Here is a 20176-nt window from a genome sequence, read left to right as displayed (position 1 = left end):
ATTTTATCAAGAAGAACTTAGCTTTCTTCTTGATATTTACTATTTTCTAATGCTTTTTCCATATCTTTTTGCGTTTTTAAAATAGCTTTACTAAAGCCATTTAGTACTGAAAATGGAGCAAATTGTGCCGCTCTTTTTTCTCTTGACATTGGTGGAAATTGTTTTGATTTTTGATATTTTATATCTATTATATCTTTATAATCATCATGCATTATGACCTCCTATTAAAGAAGTAATTTCTTTAGTCTCATCATCCAAGCTTGAAGCTTTTAAAATAGCTTTTTTACCAAATTTTTGTATGATTTGAAGTCTTGCTTTTTGGAGCTTTTCTTCTTTTTCAAGTTGATTTTTCTCTTGTGAAATTGCATTAAAATCACTAAATAAATTTAATTCTTGGTAATTTTCTTGAGCTTTATCTGTGATATTATTTAAACTTAGGCTGATTTTTCTAATACTTAAGTTTTTATCACTGATTTTATAAAAAAGTTCTAAGGTTTTTTTGTTGATGATTTTTAAAGAATGGGTAAAATTTTCTAAATTCATACTTCCGTGAGCATTTTTAGGTATAGCTCTTCCGTAATTATCTTTAGTGATAGCTCCTTTATAAGAACCTAAAAAACTTGAATTTTCTAAATTGCTTTTATCATATTGTATATCTAGTGTGATATGGTTTGTTTTAAGGTTATTTTGTATAAGTTCAAGTACTAAATGATCTACAAGTTCTTTTAAAACTTTTATTGTTTGATTATTATCATATGCAAAAGGCAAAACCTTAGCCATGATTTTAGAGTGATTTTGTGATTTGTAATTTTTAATATCTTTCATTGTGCAAGTTTCAATACCCCATGCATGATCGATCAAAAGTTCAGCATTAACACCAAAGTGTTTATAAAGCAAGTCTTCATGTTTTAAAGAAAATCTTGCAAGATCTCCCATAGTATAAATGTTTAAATCTGCAAGTTTTAAGGCAATACCTTTACCTATACGCCAAAAATCTTTTAAAGGTTTATGCTGCCACAATTTATATCTATATAATTTTTCATCTAAAAAGGCTATAAGCAAGCCATTTTCATCTACTTTTTGTCTTTTAGCGAGTATATCCATAGCAATTTTAACTAAGTATAAATTTGTGCCTATACCTGCTGTTGCGGTGATTTTACTTGTGCGTGAAATATCAAGTAAAACCTTAGTAAGTAGCTCATAAGCTGAAAGTTTGTATTTTTCAAGATAAGAACTAAGATCGATAAAAACTTCATCAATAGAGTATATATGAATATCTTTAGCATCAAAATACTTCAAATAAATGCTGTATATTTTTGTGCTAAATTCTATATAAGTAGCCATTCTAGGCTTAGCAATAATGTAGTCTAATTCTAAATTTAAATCATTTTCAAGTTCCAATATATTAAAACTTTTAGCTTTAAAGTGGTGTTTTTGAGCTTGTTTTAGTCTTTTTTGGTTGATTAAATAGATTTTTTGTTTAAACTCAAAAAGTCTTAATCTACCGGGTATATTGTAAGTTTTTAACGCGGGTGAAACTGCTAGTATGATGGTTTTGTCCGTTCTTGTTTCATCTGCTACAATAAGATTAGTTGTTAAAGGATCTAAATTTCTTAAAACGCACTCAGCTGAAGCGTAAAAAGATTTCAAGTCAATAGAAGCGTAAATTTGCATAGTATGTGAAGCTTGCCTTTAGATTTATTAAGTTTTGATGGTATTAATTATAACAATAAAAATTACTAAAATAGATGAAATAAAATGAAATTTATAAGGTGGCGGACAGAGAGGGATTTGAACCCTCGAGACCCGTTAAGATCTGCACCCTTAGCAGGGGTGTGGTTTCAGCCACTCACCCATCTGTCCGTATTAAAAGGGAAAGTATATCTTATTGTTTATAAGATATACCTTAAATTTATACACTGAAATAAGCTATGATTAAAGTTATAATAAAACCAGCACCTAAAACTGCTATTTGTTTACCTCTATCTTTGCGTATAGCTATAATAGTGATTAAAAGTCCTGAAATATAAAGTATTATCATAGCAAGTGCAAAAGCTAACCCAAGCACAGAAAAGTACCACATACCTTTATCTTTATGAAGCAAAATCATATTTCCAAGCAAGCTTCTATCTTTTGTTGTAATTTCATAGTCATTCTCATCTAATTTTATAATACTTGCTATATAATTTATAGTCCCAAGTTCTATGCCATCGCCTTTTTTGTTGAGTTTTGGTTCCAAAGATGAAGGAATTTTTAAGTTGTTTTTCTTTAAAAAATCAATTAAAAATTCAGCTTCAGCACCCTCTTGAATAATAGCTTGAACTTTGTAATTTTGAATTTTAGCTCCACTTTCTCCATCAAAACCAGCTATATAAGCAAAACCTGTGATTGCATATAAAAATGCAAGTGGTAAGAAAAATAAACTAATGTAAATGTGAATTTGTCTGAATAATTTGTTTTTATTCATTTTTACTCCTTTTTGAAAAATAATGAAAAGTATATTGATAGAAAATGAAGTGAAAGTAAAATTAATATTTTTTAAATTTACGAGCTAGGGTAAAAAAACTACGAACAATCCCATAAAGCACATATAAACTAGCAATAATCAATGCACTTTCTAAAAAATATAGATAAAGCATAGAAAATAAAATTACTAAAAGGATTAACACCTTCAAAACATTTGCTCTTTTTAAATCGATTTTCTTAAAACTTGGATACCTTATGTTGCTTACCATTAAAAAGGCTAGAAGCATTTGGATACATATTATTATTAAAGAAAAATCATGTAAAAAATCATAATATAAATAAGCACTTACCCATAAAGCACTTACAACTGCTGCTGTTGGTATAGGTAGACCTATAAAAACCGATGGTTCATAAGTTCCTGTCGTGACATTAAATCTTGCCAAGCGTATAGCGCCAAAAACTACAAATAAACCAGCTATTAATGAGCCAAAACGACCATATTCATAACCTATGCTCATATAAAAAAGCATAGCAGGTGCTACACCAAAGGCTATTAAATCAGCTAGTGAGTCAAACTCAACTCCAAATTTAGAAGTAGAGTTGGTAGCTCTTGCAACGCGTCCATCTAAACCATCGCAAATTAATGATAAAATGATATAAATTAATGCTTTATCAAAGTTTTGATTAATAGAAGCAATCACTGAAATAATACCTAAAAATATGGAAGCGGCTGTAAAAAGATTAGGTAAAATATAAATTAGTTTAAAATTCATGGATTTAAATACCCTATTAATGTACCAATGCGTACTTTATCATTTTCATTTACGCAAATTCTAGTGTCTTTTGGAAGTAATAAACTCACACTACCATCAAACATAAAACCTATGTTTTGTCCATGGCTTAAATGATGACCAAAATCATCAATATGAGCTTTTCTATTTAATGCTCCAAAAATAACGCGTAATGCCCATTGTTTGCTCTTGGAATTAGCTAAAAATAACATTCTTTCACCCATTAAATTTGTATTTTTCATAAATGGACATAAAAAAAGTCCATGCCTTATTCTAGTTTCTTCTATATTCATATCAAGCGGAGCTATGATATTTCCTTGGGAAAAAATATTATTGATAATTTGCACTTCTATACACTCGCCAAGCTCTTTATATGAGCTTGTTTTGATACATTTGATTTTTCCTTCTATGGGAGCTATAATGGTATTTGGATCTGCTATATAATCAATTTTTTTAGTTCTAAAAAGATAAATAAAAAATATAAAAATGCACCATAAAAGCCAAGAAAATCCCCATATAAATTGAAATATTGCAAAAACTATAGCTAGAACTATAAGCAAACTCCAACCAGTTTTTGCAATAAAATTTGTTTTCATTAGTCTTCCTTAGTAGCTTCTTGCTCTTTTTCTTCTAGGCGTGTTGGAAGATTATTTTCTTCTTCATAGTTTTTAATAATCTCTCTTACTTTGGCACCATCAATAGTTTCTTCTTCATAGAGTGCTTGTACCATCACCTCTATAGCACCGCTATAGGTTTTTAAAATTTCTTTTACACCCGCATAGCGTTCATCCAATGTTTTCTTTACATACTCATCTAAATCTTGAGCCATTTTATCAGAATAATCTTTTACAGTTTGCCCGCCACTTAAGAAAGTATTTCTTTGCTTTTCAAGTACCATTAAGCCAGCAATTTCACTCATACCATACATAGAAATCATAGCTTTGATAATATCAGTTGCACGCTCAAGGTCATTGCTTGCGCCTGTTGAAATTTCTTTAATGAAAATTTCTTCAGCCGCACGTCCTCCTAAAAGCACATCAACTTCAGCTAAAAGTTCATGTTTTTGCATTAAAAATTTATTTTCTTCAGGGGTATTGAGTGTATATCCTAAAGCTGCTAAACCACGAGGAATAACAGAAACTTTACTTACTTTTTTAGCACCTTTTGTAGTTTCAGCTATTAAAGCATGGCCGCACTCATGATAAGTTACGATTTTTTTCTCTTTATCATTAATTCTGCGTGATTTTTTCTCAAGTCCTGCTATGGCTCTTTCTACTGCCTCTACCAAGTCTTTTTGTTCCACATGTTTTTTAGAATCTCTACCTGCAAGCAAAGCTGCTTCATTAATGATATTTGCCAAATCAGCACCCGCAAGACCTGCTGTTAATCTTGCAATATCTTCTACTTTTACTTCAGGTGAAATTTTAACATCTTTCATATGGACTTTTAAAATATCACATCTACCTTTAAAATCAGGCTTATCTACCAAAACTTGCCTATCAAAACGCCCCGGTCTAAGTAGTGCTGCATCAAGTACTTCAGGGCGATTTGTCGCTGCTAGAACAATTACTGGTGAGCTTTCGGTACCAAAACCATCCATTTCAGCTAGAAGTTGATTTAAAGTTTGCTCTCTTTCATCATTTCCGCCCATCATACCGCTTGCTGCACGTGATTTACCTATAGCATCGATTTCATCTATAAATACAATAGCTGGAGCTTCTTTTTTAGCATTTTCAAACAAATCTCTAACCCTGCTAGCACCAACACCAACAAACATTTCTATAAAAGATGAACCTGATACGCTAAAAAATGGCACATCAGCTTCGCCTGCCACTGCTTTTGCAAGCAAAGTTTTACCTGTACCTGGAGGACCAACAAGCAAAAGTCCTTTTGGAATTTTTGCTCCAAGATTAATGTATCTTTCAGGATATTTTAGAAAATCAACAATTTCTTTAACTTCTTCTTTTGCTTCTTCAACACCTGCAACATCATTAAATTTAACCTTCGGTTTTTCTGAATTTACAAGTTTTTTAGAACTTCCTATACCAAGTATAGATCCACCCATATTTTTTTGCATACGAGAAGCTAAAAACATCCATATACCAAAGAAAATAAATACTGGCAAAACCCAAGAAAGTAAGATATCTATAAACCAATTGCTTTCATTAAAAGCACCATAGGAAACGCCTTTTGAGTCAAGTAAAGGAACAAAAGTAGCATCATTTGGAACTTTTTTGGTAATATATACCATATTTCCTGCTTTAGATACAGCTTTTATAGTAGTTTGACCTATATTAACTTGGGCAATTTGATTATTTTCAATTAAAGTTTTTAATTCAGAATAAGTAACTTTTTTAGTGTTTTCTCCACCCATAATACCCATGCTACCATCATCTGAAAATCCTTTAAATAAAAGAATCATCACAATGGCAAAAATAGCAAAAATAAAAATGGGATTTTTGTTAAAAAAGTTATTATTGTTTTGATTATCTTTTAAATCATTTGGTTTTTTATTCATTATTGCAATTCCTTTTTATAAACTAAACTCAACCATTCTCCTTTGTGTTTGCATTCTAACAAAGTGAAATCTTTGAATTTATTTTTAATCCTTTCTTCATATTTATTTAATATACCAGATAAGATTAAAATTCCACCTTCTTTGGTTTTTTCTTTAAGATCTTTTTCTAGTATAATTAATATATCGGCAATGATATTTGCCACAACTATATCATATTTATGTAAGCTTTTATTAATAGAACCTACCCAAATATCATCAAAGCTAACTTGATTTAATTTTGCGTTTTCTTTACTTGCAACTATAGCTAATTCATCTGTATCGCAAGCTTGCACTTTGGCTCCAAGCTTTGCCATGATGATACTTAAAATCCCACTTCCACAACCCACATCTAAGCAAAATTTGGAATTATCTGTATATTTTTGTAAAAATTCTATACAAGTATAAGTACTTTCATGATGTCCTGAGCCAAAAGCTAGAGCAGGATCTATAATGATATTAATTTTATCTTGTTTAGCTTCTTGCCAAGTGGTGTGAATATGGATATTATCGATCGTCAAAGCTTGTATACCTTTTTTATACTCTTCTATCCAATTTTTATTTTCTTTTTTTTCTAAGGTAGAGTGGAAATTAATATGAGTATTTAGTTTTTGACATAATTTTTGATGAAAATCATGCAAGGCTATTTTAATGAGTTCTATATCTTCTTCTGATCTTATATAAATACCATTGTTTTTTTCTTCTATAGCGTCTATCTCTAGAGAAAAGATAAGATCAAGGAATAAATCTAAATATTCCTTGTCTGTTTGAAAAAAAAGTTCGTAATAATGTGTTTGCATAAAAACTTATAATTAGCCTTCGTTTGTTCCTAAAACATCTTCAAGTTTTTCTTTTAACACTTGAGGAGTAAAAGGTTTTACAATATAGTTATTTACGCCTGCTTTTAAGGCGGTAATAACTTCTGCTTTACCACCTTCTGTAGTTACCATAATAATTGGCATATCAGCATATTTTTCTTCCGCTCTTACTTTTTTTACTAATTCCAAGCCATTCATTTCAGGCATATTCCAGTCAGTAATTAAAATTTTAATATCATCATTTTGTGAAAGTAAATCCCAAGCTTCAACCCCGTGTTCAGCTTCTAAAACATCCTTGTGGCCTAATCTTACAAGGGTATTTTTGATTATTCTTCTCATGGTAGAACTATCATCAACTACTAATAACTTCACTTTTTTTCCTTTGTCTTGATGTAATTACATAAAACTGTAATTGTATCGTTTTTATTTTTATTAATCAATTAAAAGTTTATATTATATCATTTTAAAATAAAATTAGAATTTAATCACTCTCCGTTTTTATTGTGATTAAATTCAGGCACAATCTCCTTTAAAACTTTTGCAGGATCTGTGCTGTGGAGTAATTTTTCTATTTCTTGATTTAAAATTTTTAAATCTTTAAGATCACTAGTGGTAACAAATATACTTTCATATTGAGTTTTTAAATCATTTTCATGGATTAAAAGCTCTTCGTAAAGTTTTTCGCCTTTTCTAAGCCCAGTGATTTTGATTTCTAACTTTTTATTAGAAAGTAAAAGCATTTTTTTAGCTAAATCCATGATTTTAACAGGCTCACCCATATCAAGTACAAATAATTCTCCACCTTTGGCAATAGCCGCAGCTTGTAAAACAAGTTGCACAGCCTCATCTACTAACATAAAATAACGCACTATATCAGGATGAGTAAGAGTAAGTGGCTCATTAGCTGCAATTTGAGCTTTAAATTTAGGTATTACACTTCCACTTGACCCTAAAACATTACCAAAACGCACACAAGCTACTTCAAAATTTTCACAACTTGAGCTTAATGTATAAAGTTCACAAATTCTTTTTGTGCAACCCATGATGTTAGTCGGTCTTACAGCCTTATCAGTGCTTATCATAACAAATTTAGCAACCTTATAAGCTTTTGCAAGATCGATTAAATTTTTAGTACCTATGATGTTATTTAAAATAGCTGAATGTGGATTTTGCTCACATAAAGGCACATGTTTGTAAGCTGCTGCATGTAAAATCAAATCTATGTTTTTTTCTTGTAAAAGTTTTTCTAACGCTTCTTTGTCTAATATACTCATCATAATAGGTTCGATTTTTTCTTTATGTAAGCTTAATTCTTCATTTATTTTATATAAATTATACTCACTATGATCAAGCATGATTAAGTGTTTTGCACCAAATTTAATGCATTGTTTGCAAAGCTCACTTCCTATAGTTCCACCAGCTCCACTAACTAAAACTACTTTATCTTTGATAAAATCAATCACGCAAGCATTATCCAAATCTTTTGGCTTACGCGCTAATAAATCTTCGATACTTATATCTCTTGCTTCATTTTGCGTAAAAGAAAAAAGCTTTATATCGTTAATCCCATAAGCAATGAGTTCGTCAAAAAGCTTTTTTAATTCTTCTTGCTCAAGTTTTAAAGCAATGATAGCAGTATGAATTCCTTCAGCGGTATATTTTCTGATTGCTTCTTTTTCTTCAACTATAAATTTATCACAATAAGTACCTATTAAATTTTTACGCTCATCTACCACAGCTACAGGGAAAAGTCCTAAGCTCCCTTCTTTAGCTCCTTTTAATAAATGCAAAGCCTTTGAAGTGGCGCCAACTACTATACAAGGATGTTCTTCGTTGTATTTTGGCTTTCTAAAATCAACTATCATTCTTTTGCTTATACGCAAACTTCCAATTAGCATACAAGATAAAACAAAGTCTATTCCTATAACGCTTCTTGGAAAAGGATTGAAAAAATCATCGTAAAAATAATAAATTGCTAAAAATACAAGCTCAGCCAAAGCTAAAGCGATGACTAATTTACGCGCTTCATTAAGTGAGAAAAATCTCCAAGCAACTTGATAAATTTTAAAAAAAGCTAGAAAAATGATTTTAAGTAAAATCAAAATCACAGCACTTTTAAACATACCTTCATAAAATTCACTTGGGATGTCCGCACTAAAGCGTAAAGAAAAAGACAAATAAATACTTATAACAAAAAGTAAAATATCAGCGCCTAGAAAAAATCCTAAGCGTTTGCTTTTATAATCCATCTTAGTCCTTTAAGGTGTTTAAGATTAAAGTAGAAACTTCCTCTACATCAGCTTTGCTCATAGTAGTTGCACTTGGAAGGCAAATTCCATTACTAAAGAAAAACTCACTATTACCATTTAAGTAAGCATCGCAACCTTTGTAAAGTTCTTGCAAATGCATTGGCTTCCAAAGTGGACGGCTTTCGATTTTATTATCTTTTAAAACTTGTATGATTTTTAAAATTTTATCTTGAATTTGAACATTTTTATTTTCACATATACAATGTTTTTCATAAGTATTAAGTTTATTTAAATCAAAATCAAGTAAAGCAGTGCTTAACCAGCGATTTGACTTGGTATTTTCAAGCTCATCTAAAAAAGTAAAAGTTCCACTTAAAAATTCTTTATACCAGCTATAAATTTCACGCTTTTTACTCACTCTTTCTTCTAAAACTTCCATTTGAGCAGTGCCGATTGCACCTAAGATATTACTCATTCTATAATTATAGCCATATTCTTTATGCTCATAATGAAGGCAATTTTCTCTAGCTTGGGTACTATAAAATCTTGCTTTTTCAAGATTAGCATGATTTTCACTCACAAGCATGCCACCACCACCTGTTGTGATGATTTTATTACCATTAAAAGAATATACTCCAAAATCCCCAAAAGTACCTAAGGCTTTATTTTTGTAAAAACTTCCCAAAGCTTCAGCAGCATCTTCGATTAAAAAAATCTCATTTTCTTTACAAATTTGGACAATCTCATCCATTTTAGAAGCATTACCATAAAGGTGTGTTAAAATGAGAGCTTTTGGCTTTTTAGGACTTTCTTTGATAGCTTTTTTTAATAAATTTACATCTAAATTATAAGTTTCATCACAATCAATAAATACAGGCGTAGCATTCATGTAAGAAATAGGTGCTACTGAAGCAATAAAGGTAAAACTTGAAGCTAGAACTATATCGCCTTCTTTGATGCCCAAAACTCTTAAAGCTAAATGAATAGCTGCAGTGGCTGCATTTAGAGCAAGTGCGTTGGAGCTTTTTGTATAATCTTTAATACTTTGTTCTAAGGCATTAACAAACTCACCCAAAGGTGCTATATAATTACTTTCAAAAGCTTTGTGTATGTATTCTAATTCTTTTCCACTCATATGTGGTGCTGATAGAAAAAATCTCATTTTACCTCCTTTATTTTTTTAGCAGGAACTCCAGCATAAATGCCTTTAGAAGTTAAGTTTTTAACTACAACTGCTCCTGCGCCTAAAGTTATATCATCATTTAAACTTATACAAGGAATAACACTTGAATTAACTCCTAAAAAACAACGCTTTCCTATTTTTACATTTCCTGTTAGTTTAGCTCCAACGCTAATATGGCTAAACTCATCTACAAAACACTCATGCTCAATCACACAAGCAGTATTTAAAATCACACCTTTTGCAATACTAGCTTTAGCATTAACTACGACATTTGGCATGATTAAAATACCCTCATCATCTAAAAAAGCACTTGGGCTAATAATAGCACTTTTGTGTATCAAATTAACTAATCTAAATCCATCATCTTTTGCTTTTTTGAAAAGTTTTTCTCTAATAGAGTTTGCGCCAATAGCAATAAACATATCGTGTTTTTCTAAATTGGAGTGATATTTTAAGCCTTTATTATCATCTAAAAAGATGATTTTTTCATATCCTAAATTTCTAGCTACATCAGCACAGACTAAACCATGCCCACTAGAACCATATATATAAATACTTTTAGTTGTGTCCATTGAATTTATCCGTTGTAGCTACTCCTTCTTTATTAACCCCACTTCTTTTTAAAACTTTAACAATGGTCATAAAAAAGATTTTAAGATCAAATAAAAAAGAGCAATTTTGCACATATTCTACATCATATTTAAATTTTTGCTCCCAAGAAATAGCATTGCGTCCATTAATCTGTGCCCAACCTGTAATGCCTGGTCTTACATCGTGGCGTTTTTTTTGCTCTTGATTGTATAAGGGCAAGTATTCTACAAGTAAAGGTCTTGGGCCTATGAAGCTCATATCGCCTTTTAATACATTAAAAAGCTGCGGTAATTCATCTAAACTCAAGCTTCTAACTAGCTTACCAAAAGGCTTTAAGCGTAATTCATCAGGAAGTAATTCTCCATTTTCATCGGTTTCATCACTCATAGTTTTAAATTTATAAATATAAAAAATTTTTTCATTTAATCCTGGTCTTGCTTGTTTAAAAAGTACACTTCCTTGAACGATTTTTAAAACAATACCTATAAGCACTATAAAGGGTAAAAAAATAATCAATAAAATCAAAGCCAAAAAAAAGTCAAAAACACGCTTTAAACCATTTTTATACATTTATAAAACCCCTATAAAAGTCAAGATATTTCAAAGCTATGATATTTTCATCATAATTTTGCGCTCTAAGAAAAGCATTTTGTGCTAAAGTATTTTTTAGTTTTTCATCTTCTAGTAAAACTGCTATTTTTTCAGCTAAATCCTTGCTATCTTTGCTTTTACAAATTAAACCGTCTATGGCATTATTCACTGCTTCAATGCAACCTTCAGCATCACTTACCACACATGCTTTTTTACAAGCTTGTGCTTCTAAAACCGTTCTTGGATAGCCTTCTTTATAGCTTGGTAAAACAAAAATATCGCATAAATTTAATAAATGTGCAATATCACTTCTTGCGCCAAGATAAAAAACATCATTTGAGTTTAAAAATTCTAATGGTGCACAAGATTTATTATCATCTCTTCCACCCACTAAAACAAAATTTGCCTTATCTTTTAAAATTTGGCTTGCTTCATAAAATTCTTTAATTCCTTTATGCCAAAGTGCTCTTGAAATCATTAAAACGATAGGTTTATCAGGCATATTGTGTTCTTTTAAAAAAGCTTGTTTTTCTTCTGTGCTAATTTTTAAAGGTAAAAATTGTTTTAAATTTAGCCCTACGGATTTGATGATTTTGATTTTTTCTTCTTTTAAGCCTAAATTTTTCATAAATAAAGCATTGCTTTCATTGACAAAAATAAAACCATTTGCAAGTTTAAAAGAAATTTTATAAAGTAAATTAATGCTTATTCTTACTAATTTGCTTTTAAAATCATCATCTATGTAAAAACTTCCTAAGCCTTCAACCAAACCAAAAGTGTATTTAATGCCCGCCATTTTAGCTGCTATAATACCTGTTGTATTGCTTTTGTGAGCGCTTGTTTGTAAAAGATCTAAATTTAAACTTTTGAGTGTATTTTTTAAACTAAGTAGATTTTTAAAAACAATTAAAGGATTGACACTTGATCTAGCTAAATCATAAAAGCAAACCTTATAGCCTAGCTCTTGTAACTTAATAGCAAAATCATCTTTTGGAGTGATGATTATAACTTCATGATTATTTTTTTCTAAAGCTCTAATGAGTGCAAGACGAAAATAATACACACTCATTGCACTATGGGTTAAAATTCCTATTTTCATCTTTTTAGCCTATAAATTTTTGCTCTTGCATCATTAGTGACTTGCTCAAATAAATCTTGATCGTATTGATTTAATAAAAACATTTGTATGTAAGCACTATTATAAAGATTTTCATCTAAAATCACAAAGCTTTTATATTCTCTTAAAAAGAGTAAATAAATTTGAGCTTTTGAATCAATTTCATTGTAATAAAATTTGCCATTAGTGATGGATTCTATATCTACAAAAGCTTTTAAAGGTATAGTTGTACCTTCTAGTTTTAAAGCTCTAAAATCATTAATAATTTCTACTCCATTATCAAGCATAACAGAACCTGTTGTTTTATCTTGAGCTATGGCATTAGCTTGAGAGAAAAATAAACTTTTTTCTTGCTCTCCATTGTCAGGATTTGTATTTGCAAATTGTGCTACCACGGGCATGATACGCAACATTCTATAAGGCATGTAAATATATACATCTCTAGTTTTATTGGTATCAAATTTAAAATCTTTATCATTTAAACTTTCTAAAAAATCTTTAGCACTTGTTTGGTTATAATCTCTTACCATAGCTTTTAAAACATCAGGATAATTTTCTTTGAAAGATTTTTCAGTGTATTCTACGCTAAGTCTTGCCATATTGGCTGCTGGAATTTGTTCTTTACTTAAGACAAAAGATGAGAAAAAATTATCTTTTCCTAGGTGTTTTCCACCATCGATTAAGGTTTTTACATCGCTATAATAGCGTATTGGATAACCATAATCCCACCAAGCAACGACATAATCTTCTCTTTGAGCTTTATTTTTTAAATCATTTAAAATACTAGCTTCATAAGAAGTAAAAACAGTAGAGGATTTATAATAATAAATATGCATTAGGGCAGGACTTATACTAAAAAATGCAATGAGTATGAGCAAGATGTTTTTATTTTTTAGATTAAGTTTGATTTGTTTTTTTTCTAAAAAATTAAAAAAAGCATATAAAAAATACCCAAAACCCAAAGCCATCACAGGAACTGCATAAATGGTAAATCTAAGTCCAGCTCTTAAAGCCATAAAACCTAGTGCAAGCATAGGTAGAGCCAAAAGCATACTTTTGTGATCTTTGCAAAGTAAGATAAAACCTATAAAAGAAAGGATAAATACTAAAACACTAGAGCTAATTCTTTGCATAAATACTTCAGGATCGATAGTGTTTACTTCCATAATAGTTTCATTAACATTAAAATACATAAAGGCAGCATCTTTTAAATTTTGCACATCAGAAGCTTTGAAAACATAAAATTTAAGTTGATATAAAACAGGATCTAAACCACCACTTAAATGTAATATCAAAATGCTAATAAAAATCAAAGCCCAAACCATATAAAAATTAATTTTTTCTTCTTTAAAGGCAAAAATAGCAAATAACAATACAATCAAAGCAAGTTTATATTGCCATGCTAGTATACTTAAAGCTATGATCATTAAAGCAATAGCTAGATAAAAAATCTTTTCTTTTCTATGAAATACTAAAGTATAAAGACCAAAAAGTCCTATCATGGCAAAATTTAAAGAATAACTTGATGGATACCACCACAAATAAATCATGATGAAAACCGGACTTAAAAGTAGGGTAAAAATGTCTTTATTAATAGTTAAGCGTATAAAGGTAAGCAAAATAAGCATTGGCAAAACTAACACTAGCATATCAGTATCATAATACCCACTCATAGTGCGGTTATAATAACTATTTGCAATGCTTCCAAGTAAGGCTGCTATAAAGCCATAGGTAGTGAGTTTATACTCTCTTGCGATTAATATAATAGGCACAACAATCAAAGAAGCAAAAAAAGTACTCATATATAAAATAATACTTTCAAAGCTAAAAGGCAAAATATTATAAAGCCAATAAGTCAAAGTAGAAAGTGAGCTTCCAAAATAAGATAAGTCATTAGGTTGGTGAAAACCTGCTATCATATCCCTCGCACCTTCTGCAAAAGCATAGCCATCATTAGTAGTAATCATAAGTTGATCATTAAAGAAAAACTCATAAAACTCACTTGCCCAAGCCACCCAGTATAACCTACACAAAACACTAAAAGCAAAGGCTATAAGGATTAAAATACAGGTATATTTTATAGAATTATTATCAGTGAAATTTTGCTGCAGTTTCATTTTATGCCTTGTTGAAAAATTCAAATAATTGCTTTGCTACGCTAATTTTATCAAATTCTTTTGCACGCAAAAAAGCTTTTTGTTTATATGAAGCTTTTAATGCTTCATCATTGCACATTTTTTCTAAGCCTTCTTGCATGGCTTTTTCATCATCTACTTTTACTAAAAGTCCAAACTCATCATCTAAAAATAGCTCCCTTGCGCCACTTTTATGATCAGTGCAAAGTACGGCAGTATTACAAGCTAGGCATTCGATTAAAACATTGGAAAAGCCTTCAAAACTTGAAGCAAAAGCAAAAAAGTCACATTTGCTCATGTATTTATAAGGATTTTTATCAAAACCTAGTAAAAAGACTTTATCTTTTAAATTTAAAGTTTCTATTAAAGCTAAAAGCTCATTTTTTAAAATGCCCTCGCCTAAAATGACTAATTTTAAATCAGTTTTAACTTTTGCATAAGCTCTTATAAGCATAGCATGATTTTTACCATGATCAAGCCTACCAACACTTAATATAAAAGGATCTTTAAAGTCTATTTTTTCTTTAGATTTTTCTATAATGTTTTCTAAATCTATGGCATTGTATAAAATATCGCATTTTTTAGCCTCTATATTGAAATTTTGTATTAAATCTTCTTTGTTTCCTATAGAATTTGCTAAGATTAAATCTGCTTTATTATAAAGTTTTTTAATAAGAAATTTATTGATAAAAGAATTTAGATTATTATGTTTATAAATTACACTTGGAGTGGTGCATTCATTGATAATAAGGGTTGATTTAAGTCCTAGGGATTTTGCCATTAACGCAATATAATTAGGTCTATTTAATAATACAAATTGCAAATTGATTTTTAAATCTTCACAAAGTTTTTTGTATTTTATAGCTAGCAAGGGTAGTTTTAAAAATTTAGCTAAGTTACTTTCACTTGGATTTGATTTTTCAAGATAGTGGATATTAACTTCAGGAATATCATATGATATTTTATCATTCATTAAAATTAAATGTATTTCATATTTTAAATTTAACACAGGTAATAGCGTAGATACAACCCTTTCAGCGCCACCACTTCCTAAAGAATAAATAAAAATTGCTAGTTTTTTCATTTTAAACCCTTACTTCTTTGATTAAATCAAGCCATTTTTGTGCTACATTGGCCACTTCATAATCTTTACATCGTTGCTGTGCATTAAGCGCTAGTGTTTTTCTTAAATTTTCATCTTGCATTAAAAGTGCGAGTTTTTCGCTTAAAGCTTTTTCATCATCTAAATCTACTAAAAATCCATCTTTTCCATCATCAATTAAATCTTTATGACCGCTTGTGTATTTAGTGCTAATGCGCACTACTTGATAATATAAACTTTCAAGTAAAACTGTTGGCAAGCCTTCTATGAAAGAGCAAAGACAGATTATTTTTGCTTTTTTATAAAGCTCTTGCATATTTTCAATTTTACCTAGAAAATTAACTTTGATATTTAAATTCTTGGCTTCTTGTTCTAAATCTTGTCTTAATTCTCCATCGCCTGCTATGAAAAAGTTGTATTGTTTTTGTAAATTTGTATCTAGCCTTGCTATGGCTTTTAAAAACATAGAAGCATTTTTATTATGATCAAGTCTGCCTACGAAAATGACATTATTTTCTTTTTCTAAATTTTCTTTAATAGGGCTAAAATGACAAGGATTTGGCATATTGATAACTTTTTTAACAAAGTTTTCATAGTAATTTTTATCATCATTACTTAGCACGGTTAAAGCATTTGCATGAGGAAAACTTATACGGCGTAAAAACTTCCAAATTTTAGATTTTAAATAAGTATAAGAGCTATGTTCGCTAATGATTAAAGGTGTATTTAAACCTTTGTTTGCCCAAATGCAAGCAATATTAGTTGTATCTAAAAATGAGATAAAAACATCGCTTTTGTGGTCTTTAAGTGCTTGTTTTAAGGCTTTGAATTTTTTAATACGCGAGGCTATTTTATTATAAAGAGTGGAAAAGTCAAACTGCTCTAGGGTAAAAAGTTTGATTTTTGGCTCAAGCTTGTAAAAAGAGTCTTCTTTGTGAAATTTAATAATATTTATTTCATGATTTTTGCAAAGTTCATTAGCTAAAGTGACTAATACTCTTTCAGCACCGCCTGAATTTAAAGTAGCTATGATGAAAGTGATTTTCATGCTTGTTCCTTTAAATGCCCATGTTTTACTTCAAATATTCTATCGCAACCTTGTATAGTTGAGAGCCTATGGGCTATGATGATGAGGGTTTTATCTTTTGAAATTTTATAGATTTCTTCCATGATTTTTGCTTCACTTTCTTGATCAAGAGCACTAGTTGCTTCATCTAAAACTAAAATTTCAGGTTGTTGATAAAGCGCTCTTGCTATAGCTATTCTTTGTCTTTGGCCTCCACTTAAAAACGAACCTGAATCACCTACCTTAGTATACACTCCATCTTCAAGTGAATTTACAAAGCTTTCAAGATTAGCTTGTTTGATCACTTTGTGTAAAAGTGCTTCATCTACTTCTTCTCCAAAGCTAATATTTTTAGCAATAGAATCATTAAAAAGATAAATTTGTTGAGGTATGTAGCCAATTTTACTTCTAAAACTTTTTATATTGCTCTCATCAAGCTTAATTCCATCTACAAAAATAGCTCCATCGCTTGGTTTTAAAAGTCCTATGATAAGATCAACTAAAGTACTTTTACCACTTCCACTTTTACCTATAAAAGCGATTTTTTCATTTTTATTAAGCTCAAAATTTAAATTTTTAAATAAGTTTTTCTTACCCTTATAAGCAAAGAAAAGATTTTTCAAAACGATTTTTTCTTTAAATTCAATACTTTCATCGCCTAGTTTTTCTTCTTTTTCATTGAACATATTATAAATAATATCTAAAGAGTTTTTATAATATGTGATTTCATTATAACTTGTGATGATACGATTAGCACTTGGCATAAGCCTATAAAGAGCCACCACAAAAATAGTAATAGTTGCTAAGATAGATGAAATATCACTTTCATATCTTAAAACTAAATACACTACGATAAAACAAAGCATACAAAAACCTATACCTTCAAGGTAAATTCTAGGAATGCTTGACATGCTTTCATTGCTAATGTTTGCTTTGGCAAAAAGCCCGCTTTGAATTTCATAAAGTTTTTGTGTGCTTTGTTCTTTGGTTTTGAGTTTGATGATCTTAAGGTTGTTTAAATTTGCATTTAAAATTTCAAAATAATTTTTCATCGCCTCTTCTCTAGCTATGGAAGCTTTTTTTACCAAGGGTGAGAGGATTTTAATCAAAATAAAAGCATTTAAAAGTAAAAAAGCACTTAAAGCTAGGGTAATTTTATAGTTGATAATTAGCAATAAAGTATAAAGTAAAAACACCACAAAGCTTTCACTTAGCATAAGTAAAAAAGCACTAATTAAAGTGCTTAAATGAAATACTTCTTGAGTAATAGTTTTTAAAAGTTCTGATTGATTTTTGTTAGTAAAATTTTCATATTCAAGGTGTAGGTATTTATCAAAAATACGACAAGCAAGGCTGTGGTAACGCCCTTTAGAAAAACGCGCAAGCAAATGAAAATAAAAGGCATTTAAAAAGGCTCTAAAAATATAAAAGGCGATTAATATACAGCCAAAATAAGCAATAATCTTATAACTTGGTAAATTTAAATACTCATATACAGGTTGAAAATAGGAGCTTTTTTCTAAAAGCTCAAAATTACTCGCCACTGATACAAAAGGCATGATCAAAGAAATAGCAAAGCTTTCTATAAATCCTATAAAAATAGAAAAAATTAGCAAAGCAAATAAAAATTTCTTATCATGGGCATTGAGTATGAAAAAAAGTTTTTTTAACACTGTTTTTCCCACTCATAAGCACTTTTACAGATTAATTCTAAATTATCATATTTTGGTTTCCAATTGGTTAGGGTTTTGATTTTATCAGCATTTGAAATAAGCACAGAAGGATCTCCAGCTCTTTTTGGTGCAAGTTCTACTGTGAAATCCACCCCGCTTACTTTTTTCATAGTTTCAATAACTTCTTTTACGCTAAAGCCATGTCCATAGCCTACATTGAAAATATTACTTTCATTGTTTTCTAGGTATTCTAAAGCAGCTAAATGCGCACTTGAAATATCATCAACATGGATAAAATCTCTAATACAAGTGCCATCTTTAGTATTATAATCATCGCCAAAAATATAAAGCTTTTCTCTTTTTCCTGTGGCTACTTCAGCAGCAACCTTGATAAGTAAAGTAGCTTTTGGATAGCGTTGACCTATAGGATAACTCATGCAAGCACCTGCTACATTGAAGTATCTTAAAATGCAATATTTAAATTCAGGATTAGCCATATTAGCATCTTGTAAGACTTTTTCGCTCATTAGTTTGCTTTGTCCATAAGGATTAATCGGTGCTAATGGACTTTGCTCATCTACGATAGGAGTTTGTGGCTCTCCATAAGTAGCTGCGGTTGAAGAAAAAATGAATTTTTTCACACCTGTTTCTAAACAAGTTTGGATTAAGTTGCTTGTGTTTGCGGTATTGTTCATATAGTATTTTAAAGGATTTTCCATACTTTCAGGAACTTCAATACTAGCTGCAAAATGCACAATTGCATCAAATTTTTCTTCTTTGAAAAGTTTTTTAATCCCAGCATAATCGCTTAAATCTTGCTCAAAAAACTTAAAAGGTCTGATTTTAGAAAGTTCATCTAAACTTTTTTTGCTACCTTTTGAAAGATTATCTAATACACAAATTTCATGATTTGTTTCTAAAAATTGTTTTAAGGTATGAGAGCCTATGTATCCTGCGCCACCGGTGATTAAAATTTTCATTTTTATCCTTTTTGTGATATTTAATAATAGTTATTTTAATATACTTTTCTTAATTAATTTAAAACTTGCTCTTTTCTTTTTCTATGGCCTCTAAAAATGGCTTTTGATAGCTTTTATCGCTATGTTTTTGCAAAAGTTCTTCTTTGAAATTTTCTAAAATATTAAGATAATCTTCTTGGGTTAAATTACCTTTAATGAGTTCGTATTTTAAAAATAGCATATAGGTGTTTAACACATCACTTTCGCAGTATTCGTGAATTTTTTCTAATTTGTTTTGATAAAAAAGTTCTAATACTTCATTTCCATGCACATCATATTTTCCAGGAAGTCCTGCCATAGCACAAAGCGTGTCAAGTCTTAAGCCTTTTTGACCAAAACTTCCTAAAGATTCTAATAAATCACAATGTTTATTTTCTACAAATTTGCTTTTGTAGTTATTCCATTTATCGCTTGCGTCCAAATAAGCACTTGCGTTGATATTGTATTTTAATGCTCTTATAACAAGCAAAGGCATGTCATAGCTTTTACCATTAAAACTTACAAGGCGGGGTTGGTGTTTGTCTATGAAGTTAAAAAACTCTTCTAGCATTTGCTTTTCATTTTCGCCTTTGATTTTATTGACTTTGATGAAATTTCCAAATTTATCTGCAATCACTGCACAAATGCTTACAACTTTATGAAAAGGTAGGGGTAAAAATTCACTTCCACTTTCTTCTTTTTGTTTTTCTAAAGCTTGCTTGCTAATGCTTAAATCATCGCCATTAAAATCATAAAGATGTTTTATCAATTCTACATCAGGAATGCTCTCACAATCAAAAACGCAAATATATTCTTGCATGATAAACCTTTTTTTAAAAAAA

Annotated in this window: 19 protein-coding genes and 1 tRNA gene; all 20 read right to left on the bottom strand. The window is 29.9% G+C overall.

The genetic code is table 11. From position 1 onward, the window contains the following. Window positions 1–17: 17 nt before the first annotated feature. Window positions 18–212, bottom strand: a complete 195-nt coding sequence (locus L8X38_RS02935) for a hypothetical protein (RefSeq protein WP_039668753.1) — start codon at window positions 210–212, stop codon at window positions 18–20. Further along, entirely contained in the window at window positions 205–1674 is a 1470-nt protein-coding gene (locus L8X38_RS02930) for a DNA methylase (RefSeq protein ID WP_263661253.1), read from the bottom strand. Before L8X38_RS02930 ends, L8X38_RS02935 begins: the two co-directional genes overlap by 8 nt. A gap of 99 nt (window positions 1675–1773) precedes the next feature. Beyond that, a tRNA-Ser gene (locus L8X38_RS02925) sits at window positions 1774–1863 on the bottom strand. A gap of 49 nt (window positions 1864–1912) precedes the next feature. Beyond that, entirely contained in the window at window positions 1913–2467 is a 555-nt protein-coding gene (locus L8X38_RS02920) for a hypothetical protein (protein ID WP_133319744.1), read from the bottom strand. 61 nt (window positions 2468–2528) lie between these two features. Further along, window positions 2529–3239: a CDP-diacylglycerol--serine O-phosphatidyltransferase gene (gene pssA, locus L8X38_RS02915; RefSeq protein WP_133319743.1), complete on the bottom strand. Its 711-nt coding sequence runs from the start codon at window positions 3237–3239 to the stop codon at window positions 2529–2531. After that, the gene (locus L8X38_RS02910; protein WP_220567229.1) at window positions 3236–3853 is read right to left on the bottom strand and encodes a phosphatidylserine decarboxylase; all 618 of its coding nucleotides are present in this window, start codon (window positions 3851–3853) and stop codon (window positions 3236–3238) included. Before L8X38_RS02910 ends, pssA begins: the two co-directional genes overlap by 4 nt. Further along, window positions 3853–5775, bottom strand: coding sequence for an ATP-dependent zinc metalloprotease FtsH (gene ftsH, locus L8X38_RS02905; RefSeq protein ID WP_133319741.1), 1923 nt, complete (start codon window positions 5773–5775; stop codon window positions 3853–3855). The genes L8X38_RS02910 and ftsH overlap by 1 nt, the downstream gene beginning before the upstream one ends. Further along, the gene (locus tag L8X38_RS02900) at window positions 5775–6611 is read right to left on the bottom strand and encodes a 50S ribosomal protein L11 methyltransferase (protein WP_133319740.1); all 837 of its coding nucleotides are present in this window, start codon (window positions 6609–6611) and stop codon (window positions 5775–5777) included. Before L8X38_RS02900 ends, ftsH begins: the two co-directional genes overlap by 1 nt. Window positions 6612–6623: 12 nt before the next feature. Continuing rightward, window positions 6624–7001 carry a chemotaxis response regulator CheY gene (locus L8X38_RS02895; RefSeq protein WP_039619063.1) on the bottom strand — a complete coding sequence of 126 codons (378 nt, stop codon included), beginning with the start codon at window positions 6999–7001 and terminating at the stop codon, window positions 6624–6626. A gap of 113 nt (window positions 7002–7114) precedes the next feature. Next, a complete protein-coding gene (pglF, locus tag L8X38_RS02890; RefSeq protein WP_220567226.1) occupies window positions 7115–8878 on the bottom strand; it encodes a UDP-N-acetylglucosamine 4,6-dehydratase (configuration-retaining) in 1764 nt (587 codons plus the stop codon). Between the two features lies 1 nt (window position 8879). Continuing rightward, entirely contained in the window at window positions 8880–10040 is a 1161-nt protein-coding gene (gene pglE, locus L8X38_RS02885) for a UDP-N-acetylbacillosamine transaminase (protein WP_133319738.1), read from the bottom strand. After that, entirely contained in the window at window positions 10037–10633 is a 597-nt protein-coding gene (pglD, locus tag L8X38_RS02880; protein ID WP_133319737.1) for a UDP-N-acetylbacillosamine N-acetyltransferase, read from the bottom strand. Before pglD ends, pglE begins: the two co-directional genes overlap by 4 nt. After that, window positions 10620–11222: an undecaprenyl phosphate N,N'-diacetylbacillosamine 1-phosphate transferase gene (gene pglC / locus L8X38_RS02875; RefSeq protein ID WP_047208557.1), complete on the bottom strand. Its 603-nt coding sequence runs from the start codon at window positions 11220–11222 to the stop codon at window positions 10620–10622. The genes pglD and pglC overlap by 14 nt, the downstream gene beginning before the upstream one ends. Next, window positions 11215–12342 (bottom strand): N,N'-diacetylbacillosaminyl-diphospho-undecaprenol alpha-1,3-N-acetylgalactosaminyltransferase, encoded by a 1128-nt coding sequence (gene pglA / locus L8X38_RS02870; protein ID WP_263661252.1) that lies wholly within the window; start codon window positions 12340–12342, stop codon window positions 11215–11217. The genes pglC and pglA overlap by 8 nt, the downstream gene beginning before the upstream one ends. Further along, window positions 12339–14477, bottom strand: a complete 2139-nt coding sequence (locus L8X38_RS02865; RefSeq protein WP_263661251.1) for an STT3 domain-containing protein — start codon at window positions 14475–14477, stop codon at window positions 12339–12341. The genes pglA and L8X38_RS02865 overlap by 4 nt, the downstream gene beginning before the upstream one ends. A gap of 1 nt (window position 14478) precedes the next feature. Beyond that, the gene (locus L8X38_RS02860) at window positions 14479–15579 is read right to left on the bottom strand and encodes a glycosyltransferase (RefSeq protein ID WP_263661250.1); all 1101 of its coding nucleotides are present in this window, start codon (window positions 15577–15579) and stop codon (window positions 14479–14481) included. A gap of 1 nt (window position 15580) precedes the next feature. Continuing rightward, window positions 15581–16645, bottom strand: coding sequence for a glycosyltransferase (locus tag L8X38_RS02855; RefSeq protein WP_263661249.1), 1065 nt, complete (start codon window positions 16643–16645; stop codon window positions 15581–15583). After that, a complete protein-coding gene (locus L8X38_RS02850; RefSeq protein WP_263661248.1) occupies window positions 16642–18336 on the bottom strand; it encodes an ABC transporter ATP-binding protein in 1695 nt (564 codons plus the stop codon). The genes L8X38_RS02855 and L8X38_RS02850 overlap by 4 nt, the downstream gene beginning before the upstream one ends. Then, window positions 18330–19316: a UDP-glucose 4-epimerase GalE gene (gene galE / locus L8X38_RS02845; RefSeq protein WP_012661952.1), complete on the bottom strand. Its 987-nt coding sequence runs from the start codon at window positions 19314–19316 to the stop codon at window positions 18330–18332. The genes L8X38_RS02850 and galE overlap by 7 nt, the downstream gene beginning before the upstream one ends. 58 nt (window positions 19317–19374) lie before the next feature. Further along, window positions 19375–20154: a 3'-5' exonuclease gene (locus L8X38_RS02840; RefSeq protein ID WP_263661247.1), complete on the bottom strand. Its 780-nt coding sequence runs from the start codon at window positions 20152–20154 to the stop codon at window positions 19375–19377. Window positions 20155–20176: the final 22 nt, after the last annotated feature.

It is taken from the genome of Campylobacter sp. CNRCH_2014_2452 (assembly GCF_025772865.1).
Lineage (GTDB): Bacteria > Campylobacterota > Campylobacteria > Campylobacterales > Campylobacteraceae > Campylobacter_D > Campylobacter_D lari_D.
The sequence above is the reverse complement of the archived record's forward strand: the minus strand, read 5'-3'. Positions and strand labels throughout refer to the sequence as shown.